The following is a 14,433-nucleotide window of genomic DNA, read 5'->3' on the forward strand; positions in this document are numbered from 1 at the left end:
AAGCAAACAGTTATTTCATTCTGAATATTAGGAACTTTTGCCCGGAACCATATCGCCACTTACCCGGAAAAAAAGGGCAGCCCATTTTTTTCTTTCAGTACTTTGGAATGCAACGAACGGGTATACACACTTTACTTTTATCCCATTTATTGATTTTTATTGAAGAGTCAACCAGTAAGAAACCATCGTCATAATGAGATGGGTGATTCTTACCTTTTTCCAGGAATAGATGTATCGATCAATCATTTTTTTAAATGGCTGGTTCTTTTGTCTTTTCTAGGAGTGGAATAAGGGCGATGATTAGAGTAACGGTCACATTGCAGCGAGTATAGCAGGGGAAATTGGTCATTGATTTGCAAATATTCACGTGGGCTAATATGATGGTGAACAATAAGAATATGAGTGATTTGGGAATATTTTACTATCCCATATATTGGAATACAAGCCTTAAATTATTAATTTTTGCAATTTATTTGAATAAAAATTCATTACAATCTTACTCTGAACTTATCTTGACGCATATCAAAAAGGCTTTCACCCGCTCTTTGGAAAGAGAGGTGGAAGCCTTCGTTCTTGTTTTATTACTCTACCGAGTAAACCTTTCGGCTAGGCAGTTCCAAGCAATGCAGACGGCCGCCGTATACGGCCCCGCCGTCAATGCCGATGATTTTATTTTCTCCGTAAAACACATCATGTTTACCGTGCAAGTAACTGGTTGGCGTGTGACCAAAAATAACAGTCTTCTCACCCTGGTAACCTTTATGGAACTCATCACGTATCCACATCAGCAGGTACGGGTCAGTCTCTGCAACTGGAGTCTCGGGATGTACACCCCCGTGAACAAAAATATAATCATCGGTTTCATAATAGCAGTTCAAGCCAGCCAAAAATTCCAGATGCTCTTTGACTGAAGAGGTGATTTCCAAGGCCTCCGGTGCACCAGACTCCGTATCTGCTGCGGCATGACCATAGCTCGCTAACGTCTTTTGTGCGCCGTTTCGGAACCATCGTTCGATAAAGACAGGGTCTTGCTCGAATGATTTAACCATCATATGATCATGGTTGCCCATCAACACGATTGCTCCTTCTGCATGGAGCTGTTTTACCTTGTCGACGACCCCCTTCGACGCTGGTCCACGGTCTACATAATCACCTAGCAGGATCAATTGATCGTCTTGTGGATCGTACTGAACTTGCTCCATCAACGATTCCAGTTTGTCCAATTCCCCATGAATATCGCTGATTGCCAACAATCTTTTCATCCTACACCCTTCTTTCGCTCGTCTGCAGCTTCTCTTTCGTTACTGTCCCATCACCCTATTGTACGCCCCATTTCACCTGATTGCCAGCATGTCTGTCCCTCGAAAGCTTGTAAACGTGAAAAAAGCCCAGGCCCAAAATCATATATCAGGCCAAGGCTATTCCATTTCTCCATGCTTATTTACTCGGCATTTCATTCCAGAACGTAATTTCTTCTACATCCAGGCGAGTAGTCGGATGACCAGGCTCAGCCGCTTTGCCAACTGCAATCAACATGACCGTTTCATATTGATCCGGGATTTGGAAAGCTTCTTTGAATTTCTCGCTGTCATAGCCTCCCATTGGCACCGTGTCATACCCTCTTGCCTTGGCAACGAGCATCAATTGCATCGAGACGAGACCTCCGTCTACCAAAGCAATTTCCTTGATGATGGCTCGATCCCGATTCTCATAACGCTTGTTGATGTTGTCGATGAGTGTAGCTTTTACTTCCTCTGTCATGTAGCCTGCTTCGACGGCTTTTTTGTAAATGCTCCCGGCTTGCTTGTAGCCCTCATAGTCTGCCAGCACTGCAATAATCGCAGCAGCCTCAACCACTTGCTTTTGGTTAAATGCGATGGGGAGCAGCTTCTCTTTCAATGGCTGTTCATCGATAATCAAAAACCGCCATGGCTGGAGGTTGGAGCTTGAAGGTGCCAAGGTCGCTTCCTTAAGCATTTCCTTTAGTTCATCCCGCGAGATTTTTGCTGTTGAATCGTAATGACGTACGGAACGACGCTCCCGAATGACGTCGATAAAAGCCTTTTGGTCGATGACTTTTTCCATGATTCCATCCTCCAGTGATAAGTATGCAAATCCAGTAAGTTACTAACTTTATTACACAACAACTCGTGTTCAAACTGTATCACATACTCCAATTCGCTGGCAATCTTTTTGTATGCAAAAAAACGCTTTGGCAAAACGACTCACATCCTGTCATAAATGCAAGCGCGTCACCAAAGCGTTTATTTGTTAAACCGGAGAAAAAGCGGATAGAACGGCTGGCTGTCTCACGGTGTCTCCATTCGGGAGCTCGACAACGAGATAGCCACTCCCTTCGTCCTCAGCTGCTTCCCAACTCAATGAAAAAGCTTTCCGGCTAAATGCATCCTCTTCGTCCAGACAACTAAGCATCGTCGTCAATGTGTCAGACGTAATCGGCACAGGCACACTTACTCCTTGGTCTTGTGGAAGAGAGAGCAGTTTCGGAGCGTCTTCGAAATATTGCACAGTATCGAGGAGCAGAGAAACCTGCTGCCAGCTTAGCGGTGAAACAAAGGCTTCAAACGCCATCTATTCATCATTCCTTTTATTCACGATGATTTCCATCGAACAGGCTAGCCTGGGCATTAGGCGTTTTCTGTTGTCCTGCTGTGCCAGCTCCGTCTCCGGAGCCTTTTGCAGTCGCTTCATCCTTCGGTTCATCTGACGGCAAAATGGTTTCAAAAGCTACTGCTTTTACCCCACCCTCCACCAGTTGTCGGCCGATGCCACCTTGCTCGTTGACGATCACTTGCTCTGTCTCGACAGGGGTCCATTCGTTCTGCAACGTCCAGGCATAAACCGTTTCCTCGATGAACATCGCAACAAGCTCATGCGGATTATTTTTTCGTTTACGAATCAACTGTACGCCTTTGCCTGCGCGAGCCTGGAGTGGGATTGCAGCAATGGCTGTGCGTTTTACAACCCCTTCAGCCGTCAACAAGCTAAAGGCACGTGAATCGACTTCCTCAATTGGAAGCATCGTGATGACAACATCGCCAGGAGCAAGTGCGATTGCTTTTACCCCGCTCGATGCTCTACCCGTTGCGCTGACTTCACTGCGCTGGAATCGAATGCCCATGCCATCTTTTGTCGCACCGAGAATCGCCCCAGCTTCGTCAGCCACAAATACATTCACAAACTCGTCATCGTCTGCTTTCAGCTTCGCAGCTACCAACGCACTCGAACGATTCGTTTCGTATTCGGACAACGCCGTCTTTTTCATCAAACCATTTTTGCTTACATGGTATACATATAGCGGTTGTTTGAAGTTTTCTACGATCGTAAAGCCAACAATCCGCTGATTCTTCTCCAACGGGATAATGTTGACGAGGGCGGAACCAATATCCTTCCACTTATCGTCTGGGAAGGCGTTGACCAATGTGGCGAAGTATTTACCGTCCTGGGTAAAGAAGAGAGCAGTGTGAGACGTATTCGCCTCCATGAAATAGTGGACACGGTCTCCTTCTTTTACCCCACATGTCTCCAACGTTCCCCCCACTGATTTGAAGGAGCGCGGGCTCGTCCGCTTGATATATCCTTCGTTTGTGAGAGTTACGATGCAATCCTCAGCATTGATTTGCATCGCGATATCGATTTTGATTTCCTCGATCTCACCCTGGATTTCTGTCAGGCGCTCTTCTGCGTATTTTTTCTTGATCTCGTTCAGCTCGCCTGTAATGACTTGAATCAGCTTTTTCTCGCTTGCCAAAATCGATTTCAATTCCTCGATTTCTTTTGCCAGTGTAGCCAATTCTTTTTCCAGCTTGACGATATCCAAGCGAGTTAAGGAAGCGAGCTGAATGTTCAAGATCGCATCTGCTTGGTTTTCGGTGAAGCCGTATTTCTCCATGATGTTTTTCTTGGCATCTGCACGGTCTTCCGAATCCATAATCGTATCGACGATCTGACGCAAAATGGACTTGGCACGAATCAAGCCTTCCACGATATGCTCGCGGCTTTGCTTGCGATTCAGATCATATTGACAGCGATTCGTGACGACTTCTTTTTGGTGGTCGATGTACGCTCCCAACAGAGCCTTGAGTCCCATCTGGCGGATGGTCCCCTCATGAATCACGTTCATGTTGTAATTGTAATAGATTTGCAGATCCGTATTTTTGTACAGGTAGTTGAGAATCGCCTGCTCATCCGCTTCCTTGCGAATATCCACTACGATACGGACTTTTTTCTGCTCAGCCTCTTTGCGACCAGTTTCATCGCGAACCGCCAGCGCCCCCTCGATTTTGCGCTCCATCACAAGCTCATCGATTTGGCCGACGAGCTTCGACTTGACCACCTCGTAAGGGATTTCGGAAATGACGATTTTTTTGACTTTGCCGCCTTTTGGCTCCTCTACATGGGTCTTCCCGCGAATGATGAATTGACCACGGCCTGTCTCAAACGCCTTTCGAATTCCGGACAGCCCTTGAACAATGCCGCCTGTCGGAAAATCTGGACCTTTGACGTGCTGCATCAGCTCATCCAGCGAGATATTCGGGTTCTTCATTTGTGCAACAGCCGCATCGATGACCTCGCCCAAATTGTGAGTAGGGATGTCCGTTGCAAAACCAACCGCAATCCCGGCCGCACCATTCACGAGAAGATTAGGAAACCGTGAAGGCAATACTGCCGGTTGTTGAGCGGAGTTGTCGTAGTTCGGGATAAATGTAACCGTATCCTTTTCAATATCACGCAGAAGCTCATTGGCCAATGCCGACAGTCTGGATTCGGTATAACGCATAGCCGCTGGTGGGTCTGCGTCCAAGCTACCAAAGTTTCCGTGACCTTGAATAAGCACCTGCCGCATTTTCCACCATTGCGCCATCCGTACCATCGTTTCGTAAATCGCCGAGTCACCGTGCGGATGATAGGTACCCATCACATACCCGACCGTTTTCGCTGATTTCCGGTATGGTTTATCGTTCGTGTTGCCTTCTTGGTACATGGCATACAAAATACGGCGCTGTACCGGTTTTAGTCCATCGCGAGCATCCGGGATCGCGCGTGAGAGAATAACCAGGTTGGCATAGTCCCCGAAGCGCTTTCCCATAATCTCCGCGAAGCTCTGATTAATAATTTGATTGGACAGCATGCTTATTCATCCTCCCCCACTTCAAAGGTGACGTGGTTCTCGATCCACTCACGCCGTGGTGGGACTTTGTCACCCATCAAAACGGTTACCAGCTTCTCACAGTGAGCGAGGTCTTCCAGTTCAACCTTGATGAGCTTGCGCGTCTCAGGGTCCATAGTTGTTTCCCAGAGCTGATCGGCGTTCATCTCACCCAAACCTTTGTAGCGCTGCACTTCAGCACCGCGTCCAGCCTTTTTCAATGCCTGTTCCAGCTCGTAATCGTTCCAACAGTAGATCCCCTCTGTCTGCTTACCCTTGCTCTGCTTTTTCACCTGATACAAAGGCGGTTGGGCAATATACAAGTGACCAGCTGCAATCATCGGGCGCATGTAGCGGAAGAAGAAGGTCAGCAGCAGCGTTTGAATGTGCGAGCCGTCCACGTCCGCGTCAGACATGATAATGACTTTGTCAAATGCACAGTTTTCGATGGAAAACTCTTCGCCAATATCCGTTTCAAGCACCTCTAGAATCGTGCGGAACTCTTCATTCGCCAATACCTCGGAAAGCTTTGCTTTTTCCGTGTTCAACGGCTTCCCCCGCAGGCTGAATAAGGCTTGGAACTCTGAATTACGCGCCTGTTTTGCAGAGCCACCCGCGGAATCCCCCTCGACGAGGAAGAGCTCATTACGCTTGGAGTCTCTGTATTGTGGTGGAGTAAACTTTTCTGAAATCGATTTGCGCTTTTTGGCGGTTTTGCCTTTCTTGTCGCCGCGCAGTGCTTCACGTTGTTTGCGCAGCTCTTCGCGAATCTCAGCAGAACGCAATGCCTTGTCAATCAGCAGCTTGCCTATTTCCGGATTTTCCTCGAGGAAGAAGCCTAGCTTTTCGGAAACAATCTGTTCTACGATTGCCCGTGCTTCTTCGTTCCCCAGCTTGTCTTTTGTTTGGGACTCAAACTGGACGTCAGCCATTTGCAATGACAATACACCGAGGAAACCTTCCCGCAAATCGTTTCCAGTCAAGTTCGGGTCTTTATCTTTCAAGTACCCTTTTTTCCGGGCAAATTCGTTAAAGATCCGGGTCGTACCGTTGCGGAAGCCCGTGACATGAGTTCCGCCATCCGTTGTTACAATCGAGTTGACATAGGACACCAGTGTCTCTGCATAGCCGTCATTGTACTGAAAAGCCAGCTCGACGTAGATATTGTCCTTTTCCCCTTCGAAGTAAACGATCGGATGGAGCGTATTTTTCCCCTCGTTCAAGTAAGAAACATAGGATTTCAAGCCATCTTCGAAGTAAAACTCTTCCCTTTTCTTTTCAGGCCCACGTTCGTCAATCAAAACCATGCGCAGCTTTTTCAGAAGGAATGCCGTCTCACGAAAACGATCACGAATCGTCTCATAATCAAAGCGAGCATTGCCAAACACCGCGTCATCCGGCAGAAAACGTACGGTTGTTCCTGTACGTTTGGTGTTCCCTGTGATATCAAGACCGGTAACCGGTTTACCGACATGCTCAATTCCATTTGCATCCAGCACATATTCAAAGCGTTGCTTATGAATTTTGCCTTCCCGGTGGATTTCGACCTCAAGCCATTTGGACAAGGCGACAACGACACTGGAGCCTACCCCGTGCAAGCCACCACTTTTTTTATATCCGCCGCCGCCGAATTTACCACCAGCGTGGAGCGTCGTAAAAATAACTTCTGGTACAGGTCGGCCAGTCTTGTGCATACCCGTTGGAATTCCGCGTCCATGGTCTTCCACACTGACACTGCCATCCTTATACAAAGTGACGATGATGCTATCGTTAACGCCGGCAAGCGCCTCGTCTTTGGCGTTATCTACAATTTCCCACAGCAGATGATGCAGGCCACGTGAGCCCGTGGAGCCTATGTACATCCCAGGCCGCTTTCGAACGGCAATCAAGCCTTCTAAGACCTGAATATCTTCTTCCGTATACGTTAGTGTTTGCTGTGTTTCTGTATCCTTCAATCGCGCTCTCCCCTCTACTCTTCGGACACGTAGAAAAACGATCATGCCTTTTTACTGATGGCTAGCGTCGTATTCACCTTTTTTGAAAAACGCCGAGATGATTCAATCCCCATGAGAGGAACGTTTTCCTAATAAAAGCGAACACTTAATCGCTATTGTACCGTATGGTTCCCATAGTATTCAACGCCAGTAGCAAAATGGGGCAAAAAAGCCACCTCGCCCCTAGCGAGATGGCCGATTCTTCTCAGTATTCCTCGTTTCTCATTTCGAACTGTACTTGATATGCATATTCCATTAATTAGTGTAGCACTAATGGTGAAGATTGGTCAAAACGAAAAACCAAAACATCTGTTTCCCTTTTCTCTATTTCTTCCCCCACAAGCGTAAATCCTGCTACTAACAAGGAAAATATGCCTCAGGTATTTCCATTCATCCACGCTTTGGCTTTGGGTATCCTAGTAAGGCATCGATTCCTGAGGCCAAAAAGGGGGGAATACTTTTGATCAGTGCTACCAAGCCGTTTGTCAAATTCCATAAGTATGATGCTGAGCTAGCTTCTGACGTTCATGCGTTAAATTCTGCTGGATACAACAGTGATGACATCTGGGTTTTGAAATGGAATCCTGATAAAAATCACTCAAATCAACGAAACAATTTTTATAAATACAGTACCCACTTTGAAAGTGCCGTCGGTCACATTGACAGCATGGCGCATTTCTTTGACAATGGCGGTAAAGAACTCCGTACTCGTCTTGAAAAGCTAGGTCTTACCAAAGATGAGTGCTCGGCATTGGTTCGGGAACTGCAAGATACGGACTATACATGCCTTCTCGTTGTACGAGACCTTAAGGATAACATTATTAAAATGAATGACTGATCGACCGCAAGAAAAAGCCACTGCTTGGGTTCTAACGCCAGCAGTGGCTTGTTTCATTCATCCGGGGATTACTTGTCTTCTTTAATGAGTTCGATGCCTTCCAGCACTTCGTTCAGCTTCGCGTAAACTGTGCTCTCCTCGTCCTCTTCCAATGGTACCATTTCGCCGCCGTCTACTTGGAATACGAAGATATCCACTTCTTCATCTTCTTCGCTTTCTTCATCTTCCACAGCTTCAGCCAAGGCAATATATTCTTTACCGTTCAGGTCGAACATAGCCAATACTTCGAAATCCCCCAACGGTTCACCATTTTCATCGTCCAATGTAATGATATCGCCCAATTCGAGGTCTTTGTTCTCTTCTGTCAATGTGTTCACGTCCTTATGCTGATATTCGTACTCTGTTCCATCATACCGTTTTTTTCCGGGAGAAGCAAACAGGCGAATGACTTTATGCCTTGCCTGTCCATAAAAAACAACCTACCACTTTAGGCAGGTTGTTAGCTGATTACTCACTATACTCTTGAAGAACACCTTTTTCAAGCAAAAATGCTTCTTCTGCCTGAAGAATAGTCACGATCGCTTCGCGTTTGACATACATCCCCGCAGATGCCAGACGGCTCTCAATCGCACGAAGCAGTTCTTCAAAATCAATGATCTGTACATCTTGATCGCTCACAAAAAAACCTCCCTTTTCCCATGCACCTTTTTCATTGTACACGAACAGGTCGTTTCTTCCAACTCCACCATTTTCGGCGGATTGGTTTTAACAAATAAGCGCTCCAGATGACGAGCACAAAGGAAAGAACCACGTACACACATGAGAAAAACAACCACGGTGCAAAAGTGATGTCATCCGATTGATCGAATGACTCGCCTAAAATATCGGACAAAACGATAATAGGGTTCGTCCCTGCAAGCATCTGTAGCTCATACATGCTCCAAACATTTGAATTGACGTATTGCTCTGGATACGTCTGTTGCAAAGACTCACCGATGAAAAAGAACAGCAATCCAGTACCTACCACAAAAAAGAAGGCAATGCCGTATGTGGTGACCGTCGAGATCGACGTTCGTTTAATCCAAGTGGAGCAAAACAACCCCAACGACCCAAGAAAAAACATATTCACCGCAAGAAAAAGGACGAGCTGGGCCATTTGTTCCGGGGAGACGCTTCCGTACAGCATTACGATACTGTACAAAGGCATCGAGGCAACCAAGAGCAGTGTGGAGAACGCCAAAGACGTAATCAGCTTGCTCAAAATAATCGTGCGCGTTGACAGCTGGGTCGTCAACAAAATATGCAAGGTCTGGCGTTCTCTCTCTCCACTAATCGCTCCAGCAGTCAGAGCAGGTGCCACAAAACAAACCATCGCATAGTGTATCCCCGCGGATATCAGAAACAGATCCCGGTTATCCCCTAACGATTCGGCCTTTAAGGGGTCCATGAGCAAAAAGCCCATCGGTATTCCCCCCATGACAAACAAGTAAACCGCTAAAATGAGCATGGTCTTTCTCGAGCGGAATCTGTCCCGCATTTCTTTTACCAAAAGAGGATTGAACAAGAAGTCGCTCACTCCATACCGACTCCTTCCGTAATCGCTAAGAAGACGTCTTCTAAATCTTTCTTGGAATCGCCATAGTAGACGACTGCGACCTGCTCATCCAGCAGTTCTTGAAGCAATTCAGCTTTTTGTTGCTCCGTCCCTTGAAAGTAGAAGCGATAGCCTCCCATATACTCTGTCAATTGATGTACATACGGAGAGCTCGCTAACAGAAGTCCCGCTTTGTCCAAGTTCCGCAGGGCTCTTAGTTGCATCCGGCTCTGTCCTGTGTCCCGATTGCTGACCTCATGCACAGAACCATACGCAATTAATCTACCTTTTTCGATGACACCAATATCATCACACAGCTCGGCTAGCTCCGGCAAAACATGGGAGCTGATAATAATCGTCTTGCCCATTTCGCGTAGTTGCTTCATAATCTCGCGCAATTCGATACGGGCTCGCGGGTCCAGTCCTGACGCAGGTTCATCCAAAATCAGCACGGCCGGATCATGTACGAGACAACGTGCTAGCCCCAGGCGCTGTTGCATGCCTCGAGACAAAGAATCGACGAAAGCGTCTGCTTTGTGAGACAAATTCACCAGTTCTAAAAGATCACCGACAAGTGCCCGTCTTTTGGAGGCTGGAATTTTGTACGCTCCGGCATAAAACTCCAAATACTCCACGGCTGTCAAATTGTCATATACGCCAAAAAAATCGGGCATGTAGCCAACAGACTGGCGTACACTCGCAGGATCTTTTCGAACATTGTAGCCACATACAAATGCTTCCCCTTCACTCTGTTCCAGAAGGGTAGACAAGATAAGCATCGTGGTAGATTTTCCGGCACCATTTGGACCAATGAAACCGAACACCTTACCTGGCTCGATGGAAAGGTTCAAATCCGCCAACGCTTGTAGATTGCCGTATCTTTTTCCTAAATGAACGGTTTCGATTACCATTTCTGCACCCCCTCTACCTGGAAAATTGGCTCTGGTAGAGCTAATCGCGACGTTCCATTGTGGGAAAAGCGAAGCAATAATGTTTGATTTGGCGTCAATATTTGCTGGAGTTCCTTATCGAGGACAAGTCTCGTCCCGCGCTCAACAGATATCCACCTACCGCTCTTTTGGTGGAAGTATTCGATCCGGAAAGGTTTGAATGAGCTATGATTCAGCGGTACCGTTAATCGCTTCATATTGATCGCCGCTTTATCCGTACGCAATTCAAACGTAATGCTGCCCTTCCCAAGCTGCCAAATGTAACCTGTACTGTCGAAGTCTCCTGTCATTTCATACATCTCGGCATCAAGCAGACCATATGGAAAAGTCACCAGCCCTTGTTCATTCGGCTGGAATTGAATAGGCTGCTGGATGACATTCCAGTAATGCGCTTGGTGAGGCACCTGCATCGTCATCAGAGGAAGAGGCTCTGTCGTTGTACCGATGATACTTACTTGATTCCCCTCTTCATATTCAACGACTCTTTCCTGCATTTCTTTGATTCGTTCTTCCATCGTTTGCAATTCGTTTGTTGCTTGTGGTTTTCTTGGCATAAACAAGGGCTCAAGCACACTGTCAATCTGCTTTTCTTCTCCCTTTTTCAATGGCCCAAGCGGAATTCGCTGAAAACCAATTTCAATATAGGTCTGATCGTAGGCGAACTCCGTATTGTTTTTCACGTGCCCTTGCAGACGATTCTCATTAATTCGTAAGGAAGCATCAAAAGCCCCCATGTCGTGCTTTACCCCGATACCGATTGCCTGTTTTGGTGTCAAATAGGGGAGATTACGGAAAGACAGAACCTCATCGCCCTCCATGAGTCCCTCTGGTCGATAATCATTTCGTCCGACTGTCAAAGGCAAAGCAACGATCGAAGGTTCAAGTTGAACATCGTATTCGCTTTGATCCACCCCCAAAAACGTTGCGGCTGAGCGAACATGAGCCAGAGACTCATCTAATATGTCGATCTTGGTTACGGCGTAGCTGGTACTCGTTTTCACAACAGCAGGCTTTCCAACCGCGAAAATAGCGACGGTCAAGAAAATTCCTCCAACTGGGATGACCCCCCACGCCCATTCAGGTTTTCTCAATCTTTTCAGAACGAAGTAAGTCAATGGTGCGAGTACAATTACATATCCGCCCCACAACGCCACCATCCAGATGGGTGGAGGAGTCTGTACTTCAGGAATCTTCTTGCTCAAGTCAAGAAAAGGCCGTGTCATTTGATCCATATAAAGCTTCTCTTCAAAAATCTTCTTGGCACCATGCTGGATCATTGCATTCTGCCACAGTTGTGCATTAAACTGCCACGATGCCAACGGCTCTGCTGTCACATCATAGTTGACAAATAGAAGTAGCCCTCTACCGTACGATTTTGACACAAACAAGGGCAAATCTCGGTTGTATACACCGATACTGCCATTCGGTGCTACTTTCGCAATGTCATACTCACTTAATGCTTGCTGTAGCTCTCTATTACCAGCTTTTCCGGCTTCTACAGGGAGTATATCAGCGAACCGCTGGATCATCCCATCTTGATTAGGACCTGCGGAAACAACCACGATACCCCCTAACTGGATCCACTCCTTGATCGCTGCCATCTGTTGATCATTAATCGTGGAACCACTATTGCCTGCCAGTGCTAACATGTCTATGTTTTCGTAAATCCACGATTGGTCAGGCAGCATTTGTTCCGTGAGATTTTGAACGGACAAGGGTCGATTCATTTTGGATTGTGATTGATTGATGGCAAGGAAATGAAACGCATTGCCCTCTTCGCTGATCACCCCAATAGTGCGCCCGTCCGTTGGATAAGGGATACGCAGCTTTTCGCTTTTGATAACTTGACCGTTTTGCGTCACCTGGACGTACCAATCATCGAGCAATATTTGGGAAGGCATATCAAAGTACACGGTTGTACTCTTTCCTTGCTCGAGCTTTATAGGACGCCGAAGCTTAAATTCATTATTTTTTTTGACTTGTCGCTGCGACAACTCTACAGCCCCTGTGAAATCCTGTTCTTGGCTGGTTACCTTTACGTTTAGTCTCATCCATGATTCATATTTGACGATACCACTTAAAGGTATCTCGAATTGTATGTCGACGTTGCTCTCTGCCATAGCTGGGCGTATCGAAAAGCTAAGCCATGTGATGACAAAGATTAACACCCATTTCCATCTCATGCTTGTTCCTCCGCTCATTTTCGTGACGCCAAAGAGATAACCAGTTGTTGCAACTGATCATGGCGGGAGATAAGCAGTAAGTGCTTACCTTTGTTTGCCCAGGTGCCTTTGATCAACTCTTCAGATGACTGGTTTCGCAATGGTAGCTCGCGTGTCACAAAAGGCTCTTCACTCACGTTTACTTCCATCAGCATTCCATTTGGGTGTGTATAGGTTAATCTCGTATCGGAGCTCCACGATGCCCATTGTCCCACTGCTAGCGAGGTGACTTTCCCCGTCCGCATTTCCATCAGCTGTACTTCACCGACTTTATTGAAAGCAAGCAAGCTACCATCTGGTGACCATTCAGGCTGAGAGCCTTCTACAAGCTTCCATTCTTGGAACGATACTGTGCTGCTCACCCAAATTTCTTCGACGCCATTTTTAGAGCGGGTAAAGGCAAGCGAATCATCATGTTCAGACCAGCTTGGTGAAGAGTATAATACCCCGTCTTCTTCCTTCAGCAATCGGCTGCTTCCCATACTGTAAGCCGTTGGCATCTCCACAATCCATATCCGTGATAATTTTTTACCTTGCTCGACGACTGCAATTTGCTTCCCAGAATTAGACCATGCTACCCCGGTGTATTTTCCTTCGGTTTGTGGCAGCTTGATCGTGACTGGCTTTAATTCCTCATCAATGGGAACGGTTTTCAGCTCTGCATTATTATTGATGTATGCTAGCTGAGCGGCTTTCCGATCAATATCAACAAGCTCCACAGTTGCTTGTGCTGGCAACTTAAATATTTCATTCTCTCGAACGGCAAGAGAGGAATTGTTCCACCACACAAATCCGCCTATGGCAAGGGTGAGAGCAGCAGCAGCGATTCCACTCCAAACCAATCTCCCCCATTTTTTGGGTGCGGCACTTGGAACTTTTGCCTGTTTGGCTTCGTGTTCTCTCATTTTCTGAAGCAATTGTTTTTTGAGGTCTGTTTTTAACTGATAGTTGACAGGAACCGATCCGCGCATCTGCTTCAAATGGGCTAGGAGTTGGGTTACGGTCTGATCATCCGATTGATGATCCTGGGGGTGCTTCTCCTCTTCTCTCATTCGGAGTCCCCCCTCTCATACATCTTCTGAAGTTTTTGTAATCCGCGATAAGAAATCATCTTGATACTCGATTCTGTTTTGCCGAGCACCTCAGCTACTTGACTAATTTTGAGGTCAGCAAAGTACCGGAGCATCAACACGTCCCTTTGATCCTGCGACAACAAGTCCAGACGATCACGAAGCAGACGAACCTCTTCATTCGTCAGCGCCTGCCGTTCCGGCTGCCATGTGTCGTCCGGTTCTGCTCCTAAAAAATCTTCCTGGTCGACCGGTAACTCCCTGTTTTTCCGCATAAAATCCACATATGTATTGTGAGCAATACGAAAAATCCATGATGCGAAAGGACTTGTTCTGCTATATTGCTCGAATTTTTCTAGCGCTTTTAAAAAGACCACGGTGGTCAAATCATCGGCATCCCACGTACTTTGAACCCGGCATCGTAAATACCGGTTGACGCGATCAAAATATTCGTCATACAGTTCCGTAAATGGACGAGATTCATAATAATCTCCGGATGATGGCCCCGACGGTTGCTTCATAGCCATTCCCATTTGCGTTTTCCTCGGTTTCTTCCAGACTGAAGCATGCTCTCAGAATGGACTTTCTCCACTAC

General features: G+C 46.7%; 13 protein-coding genes. 1 reads left to right on the plus strand and 12 read right to left on the minus strand.

Going from position 1 to position 14,433, the window contains the following annotated elements; translation table 11 throughout:
* Positions 1-581 precede the first annotated feature (581 nt).
* The 5 genes from C7R92_RS03620 to C7R92_RS03640 all read right to left on the minus strand — a co-directional run bounded on the left by C7R92_RS03620 (position 582) and on the right by C7R92_RS03640 (position 7,125).
* The gene (locus C7R92_RS03620; protein ID WP_106833283.1) at positions 582-1,262 is read right to left on the minus strand and encodes a metallophosphoesterase family protein; all 681 of its coding nucleotides are present in this window, start codon (positions 1,260-1,262) and stop codon (positions 582-584) included.
* 175 nt (positions 1,263-1,437) lie between these two features.
* Positions 1,438-2,085 carry a nitroreductase family protein gene (locus C7R92_RS03625; protein WP_106833284.1) on the minus strand — a complete coding sequence of 216 codons (648 nt, stop codon included), beginning with the start codon at positions 2,083-2,085 and terminating at the stop codon, positions 1,438-1,440.
* A 186-nt stretch (positions 2,086-2,271) separates the two neighbouring features.
* Positions 2,272-2,592: a hypothetical protein gene (locus tag C7R92_RS03630; protein ID WP_106833285.1), complete on the minus strand. Its 321-nt coding sequence runs from the start codon at positions 2,590-2,592 to the stop codon at positions 2,272-2,274.
* A gap of 16 nt (positions 2,593-2,608) precedes the next feature.
* Complete coding sequence (parC, locus tag C7R92_RS03635) at positions 2,609-5,152, minus strand: DNA topoisomerase IV subunit A (protein ID WP_106833286.1); 2,544 nt, start codon at positions 5,150-5,152, stop codon at positions 2,609-2,611.
* A 2-nt stretch (positions 5,153-5,154) separates the two neighbouring features.
* Positions 5,155-7,125: a DNA gyrase/topoisomerase IV subunit B gene (locus C7R92_RS03640; protein WP_106833287.1), complete on the minus strand. Its 1,971-nt coding sequence runs from the start codon at positions 7,123-7,125 to the stop codon at positions 5,155-5,157.
* A 499-nt stretch (positions 7,126-7,624) separates the two neighbouring features.
* Between C7R92_RS03640 and C7R92_RS03645 the strand changes: the two genes are divergently transcribed.
* Positions 7,625-8,002, plus strand: a complete 378-nt coding sequence (locus tag C7R92_RS03645) for a YflT domain-containing protein (protein ID WP_016743484.1) — start codon at positions 7,625-7,627, stop codon at positions 8,000-8,002.
* 68 nt (positions 8,003-8,070) lie between these two features.
* On the opposite strand, the gene C7R92_RS03650 is transcribed toward C7R92_RS03645, so the two are convergent.
* From C7R92_RS03650 to C7R92_RS03680, 7 genes are all read right to left on the minus strand, one after another.
* On the minus strand, positions 8,071-8,370 hold the full coding sequence (locus tag C7R92_RS03650; RefSeq protein ID WP_007718819.1) for a DUF1292 domain-containing protein: 300 nt from the start codon (positions 8,368-8,370) through the stop codon (positions 8,071-8,073).
* A gap of 139 nt (positions 8,371-8,509) precedes the next feature.
* Positions 8,510-8,722: a hypothetical protein gene (locus tag C7R92_RS03655; protein ID WP_017249136.1), complete on the minus strand. Its 213-nt coding sequence runs from the start codon at positions 8,720-8,722 to the stop codon at positions 8,510-8,512.
* Complete coding sequence (locus C7R92_RS03660) at positions 8,712-9,578, minus strand: ABC transporter permease (protein WP_017249137.1); 867 nt, start codon at positions 9,576-9,578, stop codon at positions 8,712-8,714. The genes C7R92_RS03655 and C7R92_RS03660 overlap by 11 nt, the downstream gene beginning before the upstream one ends.
* Entirely contained in the window at positions 9,575-10,507 is a 933-nt protein-coding gene (locus C7R92_RS03665) for an ABC transporter ATP-binding protein (protein ID WP_017249138.1), read from the minus strand. Before C7R92_RS03665 ends, C7R92_RS03660 begins: the two co-directional genes overlap by 4 nt.
* Positions 10,501-12,729, minus strand: coding sequence for a hypothetical protein (locus tag C7R92_RS03670; RefSeq protein ID WP_106833288.1), 2,229 nt, complete (start codon positions 12,727-12,729; stop codon positions 10,501-10,503). The genes C7R92_RS03665 and C7R92_RS03670 overlap by 7 nt, the downstream gene beginning before the upstream one ends.
* Before the next feature lie 14 nt (positions 12,730-12,743).
* On the minus strand, positions 12,744-13,820 hold the full coding sequence (locus C7R92_RS03675; protein ID WP_106833289.1) for a TolB family protein: 1,077 nt from the start codon (positions 13,818-13,820) through the stop codon (positions 12,744-12,746).
* Positions 13,817-14,371, minus strand: coding sequence for an RNA polymerase sigma factor (locus C7R92_RS03680; RefSeq protein ID WP_017249140.1), 555 nt, complete (start codon positions 14,369-14,371; stop codon positions 13,817-13,819). The genes C7R92_RS03675 and C7R92_RS03680 overlap by 4 nt, the downstream gene beginning before the upstream one ends.
* Between the last annotated feature and the right edge of the window lie 62 nt (positions 14,372-14,433).

It is taken from the genome of Brevibacillus porteri (genome assembly GCF_003013475.1).
Taxonomy (GTDB): domain Bacteria; phylum Bacillota; class Bacilli; order Brevibacillales; family Brevibacillaceae; genus Brevibacillus; species Brevibacillus porteri.

Excerpts from the sequence above, each read along its gene's own strand:
- C7R92_RS03675 (WP_106833289.1), bottom strand. The coding sequence starts at position 13,820 with ATGAGAGAAGAGGAGAAGCACCCCCAGGATCATCAATCGGATGATCAG.
- C7R92_RS03670 (WP_106833288.1), bottom strand. The coding sequence starts at position 12,729 with ATGAGATGGAAATGGGTGTTAATCTTTGTCATCACATGGCTTAGCTTT.
- C7R92_RS03665 (WP_017249138.1), bottom strand. The coding sequence starts at position 10,507 with ATGGTAATCGAAACCGTTCATTTAGGAAAAAGATACGGCAATCTACAA.
- C7R92_RS03630 (WP_106833285.1), bottom strand. The coding sequence starts at position 2,592 with ATGGCGTTTGAAGCCTTTGTTTCACCGCTAAGCTGGCAGCAGGTTTCT.
- C7R92_RS03625 (WP_106833284.1), bottom strand. The coding sequence starts at position 2,085 with ATGGAAAAAGTCATCGACCAAAAGGCTTTTATCGACGTCATTCGGGAG.
- C7R92_RS03680 (WP_017249140.1), bottom strand. The coding sequence starts at position 14,371 with ATGGGAATGGCTATGAAGCAACCGTCGGGGCCATCATCCGGAGATTAT.
- parC (WP_106833286.1), bottom strand. The coding sequence starts at position 5,152 with ATGCTGTCCAATCAAATTATTAATCAGAGCTTCGCGGAGATTATGGGA.
- C7R92_RS03620 (WP_106833283.1), bottom strand. The coding sequence starts at position 1,262 with ATGAAAAGATTGTTGGCAATCAGCGATATTCATGGGGAATTGGACAAA.